General features: G+C 50.0%; 19 protein-coding genes. 5 read left to right on the forward strand and 14 right to left on the reverse strand.

Annotated elements, in window-relative coordinates; genetic code table 11:
* Positions 1-16: 16 nt before the first annotated feature.
* The 3 genes from L985_RS13590 to L985_RS13600 form a co-directional block, all read right to left on the reverse strand.
* Positions 17-697 (reverse strand): toll/interleukin-1 receptor domain-containing protein, encoded by a 681-nt coding sequence (locus L985_RS13590; protein WP_047393213.1) that lies wholly within the window; start codon positions 695-697, stop codon positions 17-19.
* 218 nt (positions 698-915) lie between these two features.
* Positions 916-2181, reverse strand: coding sequence for a HAMP domain-containing sensor histidine kinase (locus L985_RS13595; protein ID WP_047393210.1), 1266 nt, complete (start codon positions 2179-2181; stop codon positions 916-918).
* Complete coding sequence (locus tag L985_RS13600; RefSeq protein WP_047393208.1) at positions 2178-2834, reverse strand: response regulator transcription factor; 657 nt, start codon at positions 2832-2834, stop codon at positions 2178-2180. Before L985_RS13600 ends, L985_RS13595 begins: the two co-directional genes overlap by 4 nt.
* Before the next feature lie 130 nt (positions 2835-2964).
* On the opposite strand from L985_RS13600, the gene L985_RS13605 reads away from it, so the two are divergent.
* The 5 genes from L985_RS13605 (at position 2965) to L985_RS16990 (ending at position 9211) form a co-directional block, all read left to right on the forward strand.
* A complete protein-coding gene (locus L985_RS13605; RefSeq protein WP_047393205.1) occupies positions 2965-4116 on the forward strand; it encodes a hypothetical protein in 1152 nt (383 codons plus the stop codon).
* A gap of 198 nt (positions 4117-4314) precedes the next feature.
* Complete coding sequence (locus tag L985_RS13610) at positions 4315-7140, forward strand: sensor domain-containing protein (RefSeq protein ID WP_047393201.1); 2826 nt, start codon at positions 4315-4317, stop codon at positions 7138-7140.
* Between the two features lie 86 nt (positions 7141-7226).
* Entirely contained in the window at positions 7227-8108 is an 882-nt protein-coding gene (locus L985_RS13615) for a YitT family protein (protein WP_029342524.1), read from the forward strand.
* Positions 8109-8131: 23 nt separating this feature from the next.
* The gene (locus L985_RS13620; protein WP_034786099.1) at positions 8132-9028 is read left to right on the forward strand and encodes an alpha/beta hydrolase; all 897 of its coding nucleotides are present in this window, start codon (positions 8132-8134) and stop codon (positions 9026-9028) included.
* 15 nt (positions 9029-9043) lie between these two features.
* A complete protein-coding gene (locus L985_RS16990) occupies positions 9044-9211 on the forward strand; it encodes a hypothetical protein (protein WP_156772520.1) in 168 nt (55 codons plus the stop codon).
* A gap of 50 nt (positions 9212-9261) precedes the next feature.
* On the opposite strand, the gene L985_RS13625 is transcribed toward L985_RS16990, so the two are convergent.
* The 11 genes from L985_RS13625 to L985_RS13675 all read right to left on the reverse strand — a co-directional run bounded on the left by L985_RS13625 (position 9262) and on the right by L985_RS13675 (position 17085).
* Positions 9262-10086 carry a squalene/phytoene synthase family protein gene (locus L985_RS13625; RefSeq protein WP_029342526.1) on the reverse strand — a complete coding sequence of 275 codons (825 nt, stop codon included), beginning with the start codon at positions 10084-10086 and terminating at the stop codon, positions 9262-9264.
* A 194-nt stretch (positions 10087-10280) separates the two neighbouring features.
* Positions 10281-10505 carry a carbon storage regulator CsrA gene (gene csrA, locus L985_RS13630; protein ID WP_029342527.1) on the reverse strand — a complete coding sequence of 75 codons (225 nt, stop codon included), beginning with the start codon at positions 10503-10505 and terminating at the stop codon, positions 10281-10283.
* The gene (gene fliW / locus L985_RS13635) at positions 10505-10945 is read right to left on the reverse strand and encodes a flagellar assembly protein FliW (RefSeq protein ID WP_029342528.1); all 441 of its coding nucleotides are present in this window, start codon (positions 10943-10945) and stop codon (positions 10505-10507) included. The genes csrA and fliW overlap by 1 nt, the downstream gene beginning before the upstream one ends.
* A 4-nt stretch (positions 10946-10949) precedes the next feature.
* Entirely contained in the window at positions 10950-11528 is a 579-nt protein-coding gene (locus L985_RS13640) for a DUF6470 family protein (protein ID WP_047393197.1), read from the reverse strand.
* Positions 11529-11541: 13 nt separating this feature from the next.
* The gene (flgL, locus tag L985_RS13645) at positions 11542-12480 is read right to left on the reverse strand and encodes a flagellar hook-associated protein FlgL (protein WP_029342530.1); all 939 of its coding nucleotides are present in this window, start codon (positions 12478-12480) and stop codon (positions 11542-11544) included.
* Positions 12481-12487: 7 nt separating this feature from the next.
* Positions 12488-14014, reverse strand: coding sequence for a flagellar hook-associated protein FlgK (gene flgK / locus L985_RS13650; protein ID WP_047393192.1), 1527 nt, complete (start codon positions 14012-14014; stop codon positions 12488-12490).
* A gap of 12 nt (positions 14015-14026) precedes the next feature.
* Positions 14027-14434: a flagellar protein FlgN gene (locus L985_RS13655; RefSeq protein WP_047393189.1), complete on the reverse strand. Its 408-nt coding sequence runs from the start codon at positions 14432-14434 to the stop codon at positions 14027-14029.
* A 96-nt stretch (positions 14435-14530) separates the two neighbouring features.
* On the reverse strand, positions 14531-14779 hold the full coding sequence (gene flgM / locus L985_RS13660; protein ID WP_047393186.1) for a flagellar biosynthesis anti-sigma factor FlgM: 249 nt from the start codon (positions 14777-14779) through the stop codon (positions 14531-14533).
* Between the two features lie 36 nt (positions 14780-14815).
* Positions 14816-15196 (reverse strand): hypothetical protein, encoded by a 381-nt coding sequence (locus L985_RS13665; protein ID WP_029342533.1) that lies wholly within the window; start codon positions 15194-15196, stop codon positions 14816-14818.
* Positions 15197-15238: 42 nt separating this feature from the next.
* Positions 15239-15736 (reverse strand): ComF family protein, encoded by a 498-nt coding sequence (locus L985_RS13670; protein WP_235609836.1) that lies wholly within the window; start codon positions 15734-15736, stop codon positions 15239-15241.
* 140 nt (positions 15737-15876) lie between these two features.
* The gene (locus L985_RS13675; RefSeq protein ID WP_052169444.1) at positions 15877-17085 is read right to left on the reverse strand and encodes a helicase-related protein; all 1209 of its coding nucleotides are present in this window, start codon (positions 17083-17085) and stop codon (positions 15877-15879) included.
* Positions 17086-17237 lie beyond the last annotated feature (152 nt).

Here is a 17237-nt window from a genome sequence, read left to right on the forward strand (position 1 = left end):
TTGTTTCAATTAACACTTAGAGAGTGATTAGTTCTTTAAGCTTAGTCACAATTTCTTCTATCGATTCTTCCGCAGTATCTAAACCACTTCTCGAACCTAAAAGTGGACTTACATCGCGAAGATCATCATAAGTAGTATCGTGAACAATTGGAATAATACGATCTCTCGAAAGTAGAACAGAAAGTTCTTTATCTGCAATTCCTTCGGCTGGAAGTCGTTGTAACATAGATGGAGTAACTAGCACTAGTCCGACTCGTGAATTCGCTAACCCTTTGTCAATTGCACGTAGTAATGGAACTCCTAATCCTACATCTTTTTCGCTAAACCAAACTTTAATACCACTTGCTTCGAGTAAGTCATGAAACTGTTTGGCAATGCCTTTTCGGTCATCCCACGCGTGACAAAGAAAAACATCTCTTCGATCAATTTTTCCATTGAGACTTTCGATACTATTTCTTACTGGAGTAAGCGTTCTAATTTGTTCCGGCGTATAGACTACTCCTGAGCTAGAAGGAGACCATCTAGGCTTTCTAGTAGTATTACTTTGTCCACTACTATTCGTATAATTCGGAGTATTATAACCTCCACCATATCCTCCGTAACCACCTCTGCTGTAACCACCACCACCGCAAGCTGGGCAGTTTGCGCGAGCACTTGCTGATTGATGACCTCTTACTGGTGCTGTACATTTAGCCATAGATAATGTAAACCTCCTGTAGTGATTTTTTTGAATTATTAATATTCTAGCTCAAAATCCTAATTAAAAACATACGTTCTTATAAATAAGCGTAACAAAAAAATGACCTGCCATTTTAATCGGTCAGGTCATTTATTAAAAAGTAGTTTTATTTTAGCTTTTTAATTAATCGTATTTTAAGAATAATAATAGTTCTTAAAATCATTAATAACTCATTATTAAAAAACTATATAAAACACCGCTCCGCCACCACTCCGGTCACGGACACCATACGTGAACTGATGACTATCGAGAATCATCTGACTGATCGCAAGACCGAGTCCATGCCCGGCACTGCCTTCTTGTTTGACGTAGACGTCCCAGATCGTCGCCCGGTCTTCTGCCTGAACTCCCGCTCCTTCATCCTCAACTGTCAATTCGTCATGCGTTAAGCGAACGGTGACCGTCCCGCCGACTGGTGAAGCAAAACGAGCGTTCATCAGGAAGTTGATCAAGACGCGTTCGAACATGCGTGGATCAAGGGACTGCCTAACCGGTTGCAGCTCCGTCGCCAGTGTCAGTCCTGCTTGTGTGAACGTTCCTCGTAGGCGTTCAACCGTCATCGACGCGAGTTCATCGAGCGCCACATCCGTCTTTTCAAGCGGCATCCGTCCACCGGCAAGCTTCGAATAAAGCAACGTCTCATCGATCAGATGACCGAGTCGATCCGTCTCCTCGATGATACTCGTCGTCACGTCGGGCAATTCAGCAACGGGAATGATACCTGCCGCGAGTGTCTCGGTCTCGTTTCGAATGATCGCAAGTGGTGTCCGCAAGTCATGAGTGATACCGGCAATGAACGTCTTTTGCAGATGATCCTTCTGTTTCAGTTGTGTCTGCATCTCGTCGACCGCGTCAATCAACTCCCCGACTTCATCCTTCGGTCGTGCCGGTAAGACGACGTCTGTCTCGCCAGCACCAATCTTTTGGGCGACGGACCGGAGCGTGACGATCGGTCGTGTCAGGTGCCGTCCCATATAGTAAGCGAGTAAGGATGCGAGTAACAGTGTCACGAGTAACGCGAGTCCGATCGCGAGATAAACACCGCTCAGCGCACTACTTGCAAGTGGTGCTTGCCGGACCGTCGTGATGCGCGTTCCGTCAACCGTCAACTGGTACGTCAATAACCGTTCGTCTTGCACTTCAATGACATCTTCCTTCTTGAGATTATCAAGAAGCGGCAACCGCCCCGCTGGTCCGCGCGCCCCGATCCGTTGCGTCAACCCGTCGGTCGTCAAAAATCCTTGGATGTCACGCGGAATCGGCGTGTCAGCTTCAATTGCTTGTTTAATGATGTTCGCTTCCCGGGCGAGTTGATCGTACCGTTCGCCTTCTGCGAACCGATTGACGAGGAACGCTGTCAAGACGAAACTAAGAACCCCCATCACGAGCAGCGGACCGACGACAGCGTATAAAAACTTCCGCATCAAAGGACGTCGTTTCATTCAATCGCCTCCAATCGATAGCCGACCCGGTGGACCGTCTTCAATTGTTGTTTAATGACGGGTAACTTATCCCGCAATTGTTTAACGTGTGTATCAACCGTCCGGGTATCGCCACCAAATGCATAGCCCCAGACGTCGTCGAGAATCTGATCCCGACTGAGTGCTTCCCCGAGGTGTTCAATAAAATAGAGTAACAGTTCGAACTCCATCTTTGCGAGACTGATCGCCCGCTCACCTGTTTTGACTTGGCGTCCCTTCTCATCGATCGTCAAGTCACCGAACGCATGGCGAGCGATCGGACGGACTTTTAATGCCCGTTCAAGCCGGATCGTCAACTCCTTCAGAACGACCGGTTTGACGAGATAGTCATCGGCACCGAGTTCAAGTCCGAAGACGCGATCATCGGCCTCCCCGCGTGACGTCATCATGAAGACGACCGGCGGTTGAACTTGTGATTTGATGCCTGGCACGAGTGACCAACCGTCACCGTCCGGTAAGCGAACGTCGATCAAGACGGCATCAAACGCTGTCGTCAAGCACTGTTTCGCCTCCGCCAATGAACCAGCAATCGTTACGTCATACGCATGATGACGGAGGAAACGTGCCGTCACCTGCGCTAATTTTTGTTCATCTTCAATCAGTAGTACGTTCATGGTCATCCCTCCACTCCTAGTGTAGCGCCTTTTTGTCCAGATTTGCCTTTCTTCGCAGTTTCTTTGCAACTTCCTCACAACTTCTCTTTCGTGACCCTCTACCATAAAAGGTGAAAGGAGTGATCATCCCATGACATTCAAAAAACAATGGATCACTGCATTGACAATTAGCGCATTAACAGTCGGAGGCGCATCAGCATACGCTGCGACGAACGACGACTCGAGCACGACAAAACAAGCGAAACACGGGCACCACTTCGAAGGTATGAAAAAACATGATATGACGTTACTCTTGAAAAAATTGAACCTGACACAAGCTGAGGCAGATGCTGCCCGGGAGAAAGGGCAATCAATCGCCGATCTCGCAAAAGCAAAAGGAATCTCGTTCGCGAATTACAAGAAGGCAGAACTCGCAGCAGCGAAGGAACAACTGGCAAGTCTCGTCAAATCAGGCGACTTAACACAATCACAAGCAGACGACATGTTGAAGCGTCAAACGGAACGGTTCAGTGGCGTCAAGAGCTACGCTGAACTCAAAGACAAGATGCCGATGGGTCGCCACGGTGGATCAGGTTTCTTCAATGAATCATTGATCGCCGACGTCTTGAAGGCACTCGGACTGAGCCAGTCGAAGTTCGACGCAGCGAATCAATCGCTTGCTGCTTATGCGAAGGCACAGTCAATCAAGTTCGCTGACTACAAAAAAGCATTGCTTGCGGCACAGACAAGTGAACTCAACCAACTCGTCAAAGATGGAAAGATGACGAAAAAACAAGCAACGGAAATCAAGTCTCGTCTGACTGAGGAATATAAGGACGCGAAGAGCTACGACGATCTTCCGGATCGCGGTGATCACAGTAAGCGTGGTGACCATGGACCAGGTGGTGTCTTCGGTGACTCGACATCCGCAATCTTAAAAGCACTTGGACTCGATGAAGCGAAATTCGAAGCTGCAAAGCAATCCTTGCCTGAATTCGCGGAAGCGAACAAGATCGCTTACGCCGATTTCGAGAAAGCCGTCCTGACAGCACAAACTGCTGCGATTGATCAACAAGTCAAAGATGGCAAGCTGACAGACAAACAAGCGAAACAGATCAAAGAACACATCCAGTCTCGCGCGGATGAAGCCTCAAGCTACGCTGATCTCAAGAAAGGACCTGCACGTGATGGTCATGGTCGCGGACACGGACATGGTCCGGACGGTGACATGCCGGGCGCACCGGATCAAGGAACGGATGCGGATCCAAATGCCAGTGACACGTCCATCGATTTAGCGATTTAAGATTTCGACCGAAGCTCCTGCATGAGAGCTTCGGCTTTTTTGTGTTCGATTTAGGACAGATGTCTTTTGATCGTGATTTTCATATACTGGTTCACTTTTTTGAAAAATAAGTCTATTTCTTGAACGAAGGTTGCAATTTCCATTTCCTACACCCGATACTAGTAAAGAGAACGCTAGTATTGTAAGGAGGTGACGTGGATGGCTTTTCATGAAGCGATGAATCGGATTCGTCAATCCGACACAGCCCCACTCTATATCGGTGGACTTGAAGTGTCCCGTCCGGAAACGGCGGAAGCCTTCTTTCAGCAACAGACAGATGCAATCTTTTTATTCGATGCCTCTGGAACGATCATCTATTTCAATGAACAGTTACCAGACATGCTCGGTTATTCCGCTGAGACGCTCTATGAGCATTTCGCAGTGTTCAATCCGCCAGATCAAATCGAAGCGGTGACTGCCTTTTTCACACGTGCCTTAAGTGGCGAGACCGTTCATTATACGGCACAAGGACTCCACGCTGATCAACACCGGGTCACATTGAAGATCACGAACATGCCAGTCGAACAAGATGGACAAGTCATCGGTGTCTATGGTGTCGCGCGTGATATCACACGTGAGACACAACTCGAAGAAGATGTCACGTCGATTCGCTCTCAACTCGAACTGACGGAACAGATTCCGGAACTCATCGTCTTCCATTTTGATGTTCAAAAGCAGACGATCGAATTCTCCCCTGCCTTACTGCATTTTTTAGGCCTTTCAGATGTCGATGCGACGACACTCGATCAAGCACAACTGTTCAGTCGGATTCATCCACGTGACTTCGATCCGCTTCAGTTCGAGATGGAACGTTTGATTGCGGGTGAAAAGGAACGCTTTGAAATGGAAGTCTCCCTGCTGACGGCTGACGATACCTATCAGCTGTTACGCTTGAAAGCCTTTCACCGTCCGCACCATCCGAATCATCTGTCGGTCGTCCTGTATGATTTATCGGAAGTCGACGAGGCACGACGTCAACTCGTCACGGAACGGGCGCAGGCGCGTGAAATCTACGAAGCCGTCAATGCCGCGATCTCGCAAATTGACTTAATTTCGGGGCGAATTCTCTTTCACTCACAAGGGTTCCTGCACATCTTCGAAGAGTTACCGCAGGACTTAATCCTTAGTCACGAATGGTTATTCGAACGATTAGACGTTCGCGATCATGCGGCGATGAAACAGTTCATCGGACGGTTAGTCGACGGTCAGGCGGGAACGATTCAGTACCGTCTTCACTTTCCAGATGGTCGTATCAAATGGATCGAGGACCAACAGATCCCTGTCTTCCAACTGGACGGCACGATTGCCTATACGAATAGCATCATGCATGACATCACGCTTCAAAAAGTGTACGAGGAACAATTACGACAGCTCGCTTTGCGTGACGCCGTGACGCGCCTGCCAAACCGGCAAGCGCTCATCGAGACAATCGACGCGTGGCAAGAAAAGAATCAATCGTTCTTCGTTCTCACCGTCTCCTTCAACCGAATCGCTGAGATCAACAACGCCTTTGGACACGGTTCCGGTGACCAATGGTTACAAGGAACGGCAGCTTTATTACAACAAACGAAACCGGACGAGACGTTTCTCGGGCACCTTGGCGGCGATGAGTACGCCTTGCTCGTACCGACGAGCTATAAACAAGACGTGACGACATGTGCGCAGTCATTGCTCGACTTATCGGAAACACCGATCTCAATTGAACCGTATGCCTTGTTTGCGCGGATCTCGGTCGGGGTCAGCCGGTATCCGGAAGACAGTACGGACGCCGTCGAATTATTGAAGCATTCCTATACCGCCTTACGTCGCTCACGTCGTGAAAACCACAGCACGATGCACCACTACGCATCGAATCTTGATATCGATTACTATCGTCGTTATCGCCTTGAGCAGGACTTGCATTATGCGATTGAACGTAATCAGCTGTTCCTTGAATATCAGCCGAAGGTCGATAGCTGGACCGGAAAAATCGTCGGTCTCGAGGCGTTAATTCGCTGGCAACACCCGGAATGGGGACGGATTCCACCGAACGACTTCATTCCGCTTGCCGAAGAGAGTGCCTTACATGTCGCAATCGGCGACTGGGTCGTCGAGACAGCGTGTCGTTCGATGCAGCACTGGAAGACGACAGGGGCAGAGCTCGTTCCGATTTCCGTCAACGTCTCACCAAAACGATTCTTGATTCCTGGTTTTGAACATCATATCGAGCGGATGCTGTCGACGTATCAGCTCGCACCTGAATTACTCGAACTCGAAATCACGGAAGCCGCCTTGATCATGGATGACCCGATGACGAGTCGGACGCTCGAATACGTCAGTCGGATCGGCGTTCGAATCGCACTTGACGACTTCGGAAAAGGCTACTCCTCGATGGTCTACCTGCAACGGTATCCGATCAACGTCATCAAGATTGATCGACAGTTCGCGACCCACATTACGGATGACGCCAAAGCCCAAGCGATTGTCAAAAGCATTCTCTACATGGCAGGTGAGTTCAATCTAACGGTCGTCGCAGAAGGCATCGAGACGCTCCGTCAGCTCGATACGTTCCCGACGCTCAATTGTCCGAGTATCCAAGGTTACCTGTTTAGTCACCCAGTGTCAGCGGACGTCATGGAATCGTTCCTCCTGCGCGAGATCTTGTATCCGATCGAAGCCTGTTCCTTATCGAGCGATACGGTTCCTCGCTTCTCTGTCTCAGGAAAAGTTCGCATGTTGACACATCACACCCAGTCGTTTGAACTACCCTTCTCCGATATCGAAGCCCATCGGACGAGCACGCGTGCGATCTACTTTTCGACGAAGACGTCGTTGCCGTTGTCAGATGCGACGTTTGAGATTCGATTGAGTGAAGGATTACAACTCGTCACTTGTACAGTGACGATCAACGGACAGGAAGATGAACAATATATCGGCGAATACACGAATCCGACAGAAGCGGAACAGATCATGCGCTTCTTCCAGTCGTTACGCTATCGCCCTTGACCTCTCCACGAAGACGTTCACACACGTCTTCGTGCTTTTTTGTTATAGTAATCGTAAAGCGTTTTACTTCAGAAGGGAGGAATGGCATGCAGTCACCACTACCTACGAAACATCATCGCCGTTCTACGAAAGGTCAGCTTTTTCGACGATTCCTGATGCTGACGATCGGTGCCATCATCTTCGCGCTTGGACTGAAAGGATTCCTTGTTCCAAATAACATCATCGATGGCGGGATTGTCGGAATCTCGATCATCGGCTCAAAAGTGACCGATACGACGCTCGCCTTATGGCTGTTCTTCTTGAACATTCCATTCATCTTTTTTGGCTACAAACAAATCGGAAAGACGTTCGCCCTATCGACGTTATACGCAATCTTCGTCATGGCGATCGCAACGAAACTCCTCGAACACATCGGTCCGCTGACGAGCGTGGATTTGCTCGCGACCGTCTTCGGTGGCTTGATTCTTGGAATCGGCGTTGGAATCGTCATCCGTTCGAGCGGTTCACTCGACGGAACCGAGATTCTCGCTGTCTCCTTCAGCCGCTCGACACCGTTTTCAGTCGGTGAGATCGTGATGTTCTTCAACGTCTTCATCCTCGGCGCCGCTGGATTCGTCTTCGGTTGGGACCGGGCGATGTACTCGTTGATCACCTATTTCGTTGCCTTCAAGACGATTGATGTCGTCATCGATGGACTCGATCAGTCGAAGAGTGTCTGGATCATTTCGGAGAATTATGAAGAGATTGGTCTTGCAATCATGGACCGACTTGGTCGAAGCATGACGTACTTAAACGGAGAAGGTGCCTTCACCGGCGACGGCAAAAAAGTCATCTTTTGCGTCATCAGTCGCCTCGAGGAATCGAAACTCAAAGACATCGTCCGCGACTTCGATGAGCAAGCCTTCATTGCGATCGGCAACATCCATGATGTCCACGGCGGTCGCTTCAAGAAAAAAGATATCCATTAACCGAACGAAAGGAAGGAACACGGGTGTGGAAAAAACATCGTAAGAAAATCATCGGCGGGGTGATTGTTATCGTGACGCTTGCCGTCATCGTCGTCATCGGGATTTCCGCTTATGTCGGCTCATCGTTGACGCAACCGGAGCGCGAAGCATTGACGACGACACCGAAAAAAGCGGAAGGACTCGACTATGAGGACGTCACCTTCCGCTCCTATAAAGACCGGACACGTTTGTCTGGCTGGTGGATGCCTAGCGAGGACGCAAAACTGACGGTCGTCTTCGCCCATGGTTACGGCAAGAACCGGGAGCAAGAAGATGTTCCAGTCTTCCCGTTATTCAAGAAGTTCCACGACGCCGGCTATAATGTCTTGACGTTTGATTTCCGGGGATCCGGTGAATCGGACGGAAAACGCGTCACGGTCGGTGCAAAGGAACAAGATGATTTGCTGACGGCCGTTCGCTACGCGAAGTCACGGTCTTCAAAACCAGTCGTCCTCTACGGGATCTCGATGGGTGCTGCAACATCACTCGTGACCGCTCCAAAGGCGGACGTCGTCGGTGTCATCGCCGACAGCCCGTTTAGCGATCTCGAGAACTATCTCGCAACGAACCTGCCTGTCTGGAGCGGATTACCGAACTTCCCGTTCACCCCGATCATTCTGGAGATCACGCCACCTCTGACGGGTCTCAATCCAGAACGGGTGAAACCGATTGAAGCGGTTCGACGGATTGAGTATCCAATCCTGTTGATCCACGGGAAGGACGACGATGCGATTCCAGTCACGGAAAGCATGAAGATTCAAAAGGCGGCGCCGCGCTCCGAGCTCTACGTGACGGAAAACGGTGGACACGTCCAGTCGTATGCGCACGACCGAAAAGCGTATGAAGAGAAAGTCATGACGTACTTGTCAGATCTGCATTGATGAAAGGAGATTGACATGCAACAGTTATCGTTGTTCCTGACCTTTTTCGTCGCACTGACAGTCATGACGATCGGACTGCTCGTCTCCCGCCGTGCCGGCTATCGTTTACCGTACGGACGAACGATCGCCTTGATTTGGACGGGTTCCGCCCTGATCGGACTGACCCTTTACTTATTACGTTAAACGAACAGCCGCCCGCTTCCTTGACGGAAACGAGCGGCTGTTGTTTGTGCTTATCGTTTTAGTACGGCAGCGCCGACGATCTTCAAGACTTCCGGACGACTGAGTTTTTCTTTCCCTTTTGCAAGGGCATCCAGCGTTCCATGTGCGAGTGCAAGTGGAATGTGACAGAATTCATAAATCGTCGTCTCCTTCGGAATGGACGCAAGGTAGGCATCGGCTTCTGCGAGATTCTCACGCGCATAAGCAAACATCGTATCCGTCGTCCAACCAGGTGGGAAGTAACCGACACCACGCTCCGCATCCTCCTGTTGGTTACGCAGGATGTTGACGGCTTGTAAACCACGACCAAATCCGATCGCTTGCTGTTTATCAGTGACGATACCAGCCTTCCAGTACCAAATGTCGGATAACATGACACCGACGAGTCCAGCGACATAATACGTATACTCGTCAAGATCCGCTTCCGTCTCGACCGTCCAGTCACGCTCTGCCCAGACCGCCATCCCTTCTGCCATCTCCGCCGTCGAATCGAGGACCTTCGGACGAATCGCGGCCGGACAATAGGCGATCCACTCCGGTAGACGGAGTGTTACTTCCGGTAGATGCGCTGTGTAGGGCGCAATCAACTCGAGATAGGTCGTAGCGGAGAACGTGCCCCGCATCAATAACGCCGTCTCGCGAAGTAACATCGTCTTGACGTCCGTCGCCAAGTCCTCATGGTCTTCAATCTCATCGATGGCACGCATGCATAGATAAGCAGCACCGACCGCTTCCTGTAAGTCTTGCGATAGTCGACTAATCGGGATATAGAAGGTGCGACTCGTCGCTTTTAATACACGGTTCGCGTCTTTTTTCAGCTGCTTCGTCTCATTCATTCCTGACAACTCCCTCTTTGGCTCAAAAGGTTTCTTTTCTCTTCATTACTATACACGATTCAACGCGTTTCAGCATTTGTTTCATGATAAGAAAGACTCCCTTTGCAGCACATTCGGGCAAAGGGAGTCTTTTCGTCCTCGTTTGAAGCGCATCGTTCATCAAAAAGATACGTTCCGATGACATTCAAATGGAATCATTTTTCCTGTTGTTTCAAGAGTTGTCCGATCAATCCAGTACTACGAGACGCTTCCGTGTTCTCTTCTTGAATCGACAAGTAGACTTCCTTACGATGGATGTCGACTTGCCGTGGTGCCTTGATACCAATCTTGATTTGGTCACCTTCGATCGCAAGAATCGTCAGTTCGATGTCGTCACCGATTTGAATCGCTTCTCCCGTCTTTCGTTTCAGTACGAGCATCAGCGACCACCTACTTCCGTCAGACTACCGATCAGATGACGATTCGTGTATGTATCGTCTAGGATGATTTGTTTTGCGAGTCGTTGTTTCGTTTCCATGACGAAAGGTGCTCGTAAGTTCGTCGTCGACGTCGTGAATGGATCGCGTAATGTGACCGTCGTATAGACGGCGACTTGCGCCGTATCCTCGATTCCGAGTTGCTCTTTTGCTGCTTCCGGCAACTCGAAGACGTATTCTGGATCAATCCAGAACGGGTTCGTCACGACGAAGGCACACTCCGGCTGATCAATCGATTGAAACGACCAGAACGGAACGCCTTCTCCGAACGGGAGCAAGATGAAGCGTTTTGCTTCCGGAAAACCTGGTAATTCGGACGCGAAGGTGATGATTTCCGTCTCGTCAATCGTAATGGTTCCAAAAAAATCCGTTTCGATCTGCATGTCGTTATCCTTCCCCATCGAATATGCCACCAACCGGCCACATATTCAGTTGATTTTGTTCTTGTAGATAAATGTCGACCTGACCTTCTTTCACAGTCAGTTCCGGTCGATGCGTTTCGACATCGATTTTCGGACGATTCGCGGTATAACTTAATCGTACCTCAGCCGGTGTATAGGTCGTCTTGACTCGATCGAGGCTCCGCGGAATGAATCCGAGAGTCGTTACTTCAGCAGGTGGTGTATCATTGGCTTTCGCAATCCGCGCGACAGTTCCACCGCCCTGCTCGATCCGCATCAGTTGATCGCCTTCAGAGGCTCGTTTCGCTACAGCTTCCTGCCCTTTTTGTCGTCCATAAGTAGCATACTGCCGAACGGATTCGAGCGCAGGAACGCGCCCCATCTCGATCCAGGCTTGCGTCGAATCGATCTCAAGGCGTGCCGCGACGGTTTCAATCGATAGTTCCCCACGTGGTTGTTCGATCGACAGGGAGGCAGGTGTCTGCTTCTGCTCGATTTGCGGACGCGTGATGTTCATCCCGATTCGTGCCGCCGTCTGACGTATTTCAAGATGCGGAAGATTCATCTGCCTTCACCCCTTATCGTAGGAAATCGAGTAATGTCGGCTGAATGATTCGTGCCCCGGCGCTGAGTGCTGCGCGGTGTAACGTCTCGTATGACTTCAGCTCCATGATGACTTTTTCTGCCTCGATGTCTTCGTTATCCGACATGACCGTCTTCGCGATGATTTCTTGGTCCTCGAGCCGTGATGTGTTCAAATCCATCCGGTTGACCCGTGCTCCGAGATCTGCACGTGTCTCGACCGTTCCATTGACCATCTCATCGATATCTTTCAACATCCCGGATAAGGTAGCCCCGTTGTTATCAGCGTTCGTACCGAGTGCATCATAGACTTTTTTCAACGTTTGGAACGTTTCCGGTCCAAAGACGCTGAGTGGTGAAATGTTAACTTGGACTTCGATACCAGAAGAAACTTCATAATTGATGGATTCCGTCTCCTTACCTGTCGGATCCCCATCCGTGAAGACACCGTCAACAGGACCAGTTGTACTCGCTAAGTAATCACGCAATCCGTCCATCGAGACGAATGCCGTATCCGTCTTCGTTCCGTTGAAGATGCCTTTTTCATTGTATTTCGTATTCGCGAGCGTTCCGATGTGTTCAATCAATTGACCGACTTCGCTCTGGATCGCTTTACGTTGTGTTGCATCATACGTATCCGTCGCCGCTTGTGTCGTCAACTCACGAATCCGACTCATCGCTGATGTGACTTCGTTAAGGGCAGAATCCGTCAAGTCCATCCAGCCCGTTGCTTCGCTGGCATTTTTCTTGAACTGTTCGACTTCTCGTACTTCCGTCCGGTAACGCACGCCTTGCATCGCAACGACTGGATCCTCAGACGGACGTTGAATCTTCTTCCCACTGATCAATTGTTCCTGAAGCGTGCTCAAGCGCTGATAGCTTGAGGATAAGTGCCCGATATTCGTTTTCGTCAACATCGTTTGTGTTACTCTCATCTATTCATCACCGTCCTACGAGTCCCATACCGTTGATGATTTTATCAAGCATCTCATCGACGGTCGTAATATTTCGTGCTGCTGCATTATAAGCGTGTTGATACTGAATCATCATCGTCATCTCTTCATCGATCGAGACGGCAGACATCGACATGCGGCGCTGATCCGCACTTTCCATCAAGACAGCAGCACTCTTACCCAGGCGTCCGACCTGATCGGTCGAGACCGCCATATCGCCGATGACGTTTTGATAGAACGAGCCGATCGTCGTCGTCGTTTTCGACTCCGTGAATTCGATGCTCGCTGTCTTCATCTTCGCCAGTTTCAATGCCCCTTGACTATCCCCGATGTTACCGTCCGTCGACGTCGCGATGTTATCAAGACTCGCCTTGATGTCCGAACCGACGGAGATCGTTGCTGCAGTGATGTCACCGCTTGTTGATGCGAAGAAGGCATTTGATCCCGCTGTACCATCTTTCTTCAAGTTCGTCGCATGCGCAGCGTTAAAGGCATTCGCGAATGTCTTTGCCATCTCATTGAGTTGACTTTCCATCTTGACGTATTCCCCGACGGCTTTTCCGTCTCGCTCTTGCCCGTACATCTCAATTAGTCCTGATAAACGTCCTGTTGAGAAGCCGCCGAGCTGATCAAACGTATACGTCTGTGTCTCAGACTTAAAGCCGGTGTACAGTCCCTGTTCGTTCGTCGTGAACGTCAGTGTGCCCGCTTTCGGTAAATCGGAGTCGACAGCAAGCAGCTTGTCCCCGTTCGGAAACTTGATGTTGACGTCGATGCGCCCTTCCGCATTGCGCAACGCATTCCCCATCTGTCCTGTTTCGATCGCCTGAGCATCTACTGTCACTTTTTCGAAATCGACATATTGAGCAAGCTCATCAAAGTAACGATCTCGTTCATCGTAGAGTGCGTTTGGTAAAGCACCAAGCGGTTCGACAACGTGGATTTCCGTATTGATGTTATGGATTTTTTGCAGGAGGTCGTTGACTTTTTTCGTCGAGACCTCGACTTCACTCTTTAAGTCCGCTTTGACTTGATTGATTGCTTTCGCCATGTAATTGAAGGTCTGCGTGAGAGTCTCCGCTTTTTGACGAACGACACTGCGTGCACCTGAATCTTGCGGATTCGTCGACAAGGTCTGGAGTGATTCCCAGAACCCGTCGAACGCTTTCGAAAGACCCGTTTCCGACGGTTCGTTGATGATATCTTCCATCCGTCCGAATGCCGCTTGTTTCGTACCGTAGTAGGACACCTTCGTCACTTCATCCCGGTACTGCTTATCGAGCATGACGTCCCGAATTCGCTCGAGCATTTCTCCGCGGACTCCGGTTCCGACTTGTCCATTTCGTCCAGATCCAAGTGAAATCGAAAGTTGTTCCGTCGTTCCCATGACGAGACGTTGGCGAGAGAATCCTTCCGTGCCGGCGTTCGCAATGTTATTTCCAGTCGATTGCAGAGCCCACTGGTTCGTCGTTAATGCCCGACGCCCTGTCTCAAGCCCCATGAAAGTCGATCCCATCCGTATTCCTCCTTACGCGTTTCGATTGAAGTGTGTCTGGTTCAGTGCGGACTGTCCGTATGTAAAGTCGTCCGCTTCTGGAATCAAGAGTTGGAGATGCCAGTCCAAATAGTGCAGAGACTGTTCCAGTAACTCCGCGTTTAGTGTATTCAACTGTCGCAGCTGACCGATCGTCTGCAACAACGTTCGGAGTGAGTCGACATCTTCCGGATGCGTCGCGATCCATTCCGTCATCGTCACACTCCCCATCAGTGCGAGCCGTTCTTGTTCTAGTGCTTCGATTCGTTTGATATGTACCGGTTCTTCTTTAACGATTTCAGACAAACGACGCATGTCATTTGCAATCAAGACTTGCTTCTTTTCTTCTGCGAGCGCAAGTAAATGAGCATGCGCCTCGTTGAGCTGATTGATGAGTTGCATTCGGTTTCTCCTTCCGAATTGAAAAGGTTCCATTCATATAAAAAACGACCCGCGCATCCGTGCCCCGAGTCGCCTCCATTGTCTACGATGTCCCGCTTACAGGTTCAAGAAACGTTCCGCGATTTTTTTCGCATCTGGTTTATAGGTTCCATCCTGGATCGCCTGTTTGAGGGATTCAATCTTTTCAGTCCGTGACGACTGTGTCTCGTTGAAACGCGCACGCGCTTCTGTAGAGATACTGACTTCGTCCGGACGGTTCGTACGTTGGTTTTTTGTTCCTTCTACTGATTGAGTTCTTTCGTACGTTTTGGGCATGTTCACCCATTTCGTAGAATCAATTCGCATGTGAACACCTGCTTTCTAGACTACAAGATTCTTAGTTCAAGTCCGATACGTCCTTGGTTTCGAAGAGTCAGAAGAGTCAAGCATCGCCTGGGCGAGGTCACGTCGTAAACGATCACGACATGCGGCACAAATCGTGCCTTCACGGGAGGGCTTCCCGCAACTCTCACACATGATTTCCATCTGGGAAATCTCGGAGATCAATAAGCGCCCTTCCTTGATGTAACGGAAGACGGTATCTCGACTAACACCCGTTCCGATCTCGACATCTTTAGGTGAAGTCCGGATTTTTCGTCGTTCTCGCAGAAATTCGCGTACCTTCTCAAAATCCGTATGATCCTTTCGTATGCAATCAATACACAGTTCTGAAGATTGACGCACGACTAACTTCCCGCAAGATTTACAATTGATGACATCCATTTCCTTCACCTCACATAGAGTATCGGCAGGAATGTTGCTTTCTTAAACACTTCGAAATAAAGTTACAGCAGAAATTTCTTTCGCTCCCGCTTCCTTGAGTCGAAACATCGCTTGGCGAAGCGTCGCACCTGTCGTATAGACATCATCGACAAGTACGATGTTCTTTCCTTTGACGTCACTCGTTACGCAAAACGGATTACTACGCGCAAGTCGCGCTTGTCGCCCTGCCTTACTTTGTTCTGGACCATCGAGACGACTTAAACACGGAACAATTTTTCCGCGCATCCGACGTGCGATCAGCTCCGCTTGATTAAAACGGCGGTCTGAGAGACGTTCCGCGCTTAACGGGATCGGCACAAGAACTGCTTGTTTGATTTTTACCTTCTTCAAGTCATCGGTAAACATCTCAAGCAACGCACTATCACCGAGAAACTTGAAGCGATGCATGAACTCCTTCGCTGCATCATTGTATAGATAAAGAGGTGCTGTTTGGAGCGTCAGCCCTTGCCTTCGCCATTCTGCGCAGTCTGAACAGCACACTGGACCCGGCTTTCCACAATCGACGCATTCCCCTCTTTTTACAAACTTTATTTTACAAGTCGGACAGGTCACTTGCCTAGTCCAGAGATTTCCGAGTTCCCAACTAGGTAGATAGACCTCTTGACAGAATAGACATCGGTTCATGGTTGCACGGCGTTCGCTTTCTTGATCTCATGGATCGCTTCGTACATCGCATCACTCCGGTCATTGGCGCAAAATAAAATGTCACCATCCGGATATGCCGACGATCGTCCGACTCGTCCGCTGATTTGAATCAGGGCTGCCGTACTGAATCCTTGATCAGCATCCAGAATCGCGACTTGAACGTTTTCAATCGTCACACCCCGCTCAAGAATCGTCGTCGTCAGTAAGATTCCTGTCGATTGTCGAAAACGCTGGACCTTCTCGACTCGTTCCGAATCTGCGGCATGGACGGTCTCGACGTCATAGCCCGCTGTCGCGAATCGGTTTTGCCATCGCTCGAGCTCTGCGATCCGTGAAACAAAGACGAGCCGTGGTACAGCGTTATGACGCGCCAACCAATCGAACACGAGCTGTTCGCTATACGGTACGACGAGCTTTGGGACCGGTAACGGATAGCCATGATAGCGTCGCATCAATCGAACCGTCGGGAATCGTCGATGCCAAAACGAAGGCGTTGCGCTTAATAAAATCAGCGCGGCATCTTTCGTCATCGCTCGCTTGACGTATCGATGTAACGTTCGGTCGAGCCGGTATGGAAAAGCATCGACCTCATCTAAAAAGACGACGTCGAAACAATCCCGGTAATGAATCAATTGATGTGTCGTACTGACCGTGATATCACCCAGCTCAAGACGTTCAGACGAACCACCGTACAAGGAGACGATGGCGGCGTCCGCAAACGCTCGTTTTAGATGTCCCGTCAATTCCCGGACGACGTCTGCCCGTGGTGCTGCAACAAGTACACGGCGCCCGCTTGCGAGCGCATCGGCAATCCCCGGAAAGAGCATCGGCGTTTTCCCGGCACCACACACAGCATGAACGAGAAGCCGTTTGTTAGTTAGAACCGTTCGTTGGATCGCTTGAGCAACACGTAATTGTGCCGGCGTCAACGTCAATGGTCCATGTTGTGCCGGTGTCACCGGATCAAGTGCCCGCTGATCCGTCACGAGTCGTCCACAGCTTCGTAGTTTGCCGTAAGCGAGACATTTCCGACAATAATAACAGGCTTTACCACATGTACAGTCTCCTCGCACTGGAAGCGCGCCACATCGTTGGCAACGCCATGTCACGGCTGGTCTGAATCGGTATGTCACTTGTGGTGCGTCGATCCATTCAACAGGTACGAGTCGTCCTCGAAGATCCATCGTCATCTCTCCTTTTCTGTTTCGTCTCTTTCTCGCGGACGTCCGTCATCTCCTTGTGAGCGTTCCACTACTCAACTTGAGCTTTTGACTCGCAGAATTTCGAGGTAACGCCATACGGTACGGTTTCAACAGGCGTTTCCATATAGTCATCC

Source organism: Exiguobacterium sp. ZWU0009 (assembly GCF_000798935.2).
Lineage (GTDB): Bacteria > Bacillota > Bacilli > Exiguobacteriales > Exiguobacteriaceae > Exiguobacterium_A > Exiguobacterium_A acetylicum.

What these genes read in the sequence shown, in the direction of transcription:
- L985_RS13590 (WP_047393213.1), bottom strand. Translation starts at nt 697, where the DNA reads ATGGCTAAATGTACAGCACCAGTAAGAGGTCATCAATCAGCAAGTGCT.
- L985_RS13595 (WP_047393210.1), bottom strand. Translation starts at nt 2,181, where the DNA reads ATGAAACGACGTCCTTTGATGCGGAAGTTTTTATACGCTGTCGTCGGT.
- L985_RS13600 (WP_047393208.1), bottom strand. Translation starts at nt 2,834, where the DNA reads ATGAACGTACTACTGATTGAAGATGAACAAAAATTAGCGCAGGTGACG.
- L985_RS13605 (WP_047393205.1), top strand. Translation starts at nt 2,965, where the DNA reads ATGACATTCAAAAAACAATGGATCACTGCATTGACAATTAGCGCATTA.
- L985_RS13610 (WP_047393201.1), top strand. Translation starts at nt 4,315, where the DNA reads ATGGCTTTTCATGAAGCGATGAATCGGATTCGTCAATCCGACACAGCC.
- L985_RS13615 (WP_029342524.1), top strand. Translation starts at nt 7,227, where the DNA reads ATGCAGTCACCACTACCTACGAAACATCATCGCCGTTCTACGAAAGGT.
- L985_RS16990 (WP_156772520.1), top strand. Translation starts at nt 9,044, where the DNA reads ATGCAACAGTTATCGTTGTTCCTGACCTTTTTCGTCGCACTGACAGTC.
- L985_RS13625 (WP_029342526.1), bottom strand. Translation starts at nt 10,086, where the DNA reads ATGAATGAGACGAAGCAGCTGAAAAAAGACGCGAACCGTGTATTAAAA.
- csrA (WP_029342527.1), bottom strand. Translation starts at nt 10,505, where the DNA reads ATGCTCGTACTGAAACGAAAGACGGGAGAAGCGATTCAAATCGGTGAC.
- fliW (WP_029342528.1), bottom strand. Translation starts at nt 10,945, where the DNA reads ATGCAGATCGAAACGGATTTTTTTGGAACCATTACGATTGACGAGACG.
- L985_RS13640 (WP_047393197.1), bottom strand. Translation starts at nt 11,528, where the DNA reads ATGAATCTTCCGCATCTTGAAATACGTCAGACGGCGGCACGAATCGGG.
- flgL (WP_029342530.1), bottom strand. Translation starts at nt 12,480, where the DNA reads ATGAGAGTAACACAAACGATGTTGACGAAAACGAATATCGGGCACTTA.
- flgK (WP_047393192.1), bottom strand. Translation starts at nt 14,014, where the DNA reads ATGGGATCGACTTTCATGGGGCTTGAGACAGGGCGTCGGGCATTAACG.
- L985_RS13655 (WP_047393189.1), bottom strand. Translation starts at nt 14,434, where the DNA reads ATGCAACTCATCAATCAGCTCAACGAGGCGCATGCTCATTTACTTGCG.
- flgM (WP_047393186.1), bottom strand. Translation starts at nt 14,779, where the DNA reads ATGCGAATTGATTCTACGAAATGGGTGAACATGCCCAAAACGTACGAA.
- L985_RS13665 (WP_029342533.1), bottom strand. Translation starts at nt 15,196, where the DNA reads ATGGATGTCATCAATTGTAAATCTTGCGGGAAGTTAGTCGTGCGTCAA.
- L985_RS13675 (WP_052169444.1), bottom strand. Translation starts at nt 17,085, where the DNA reads ATGGATCTTCGAGGACGACTCGTACCTGTTGAATGGATCGACGCACCA.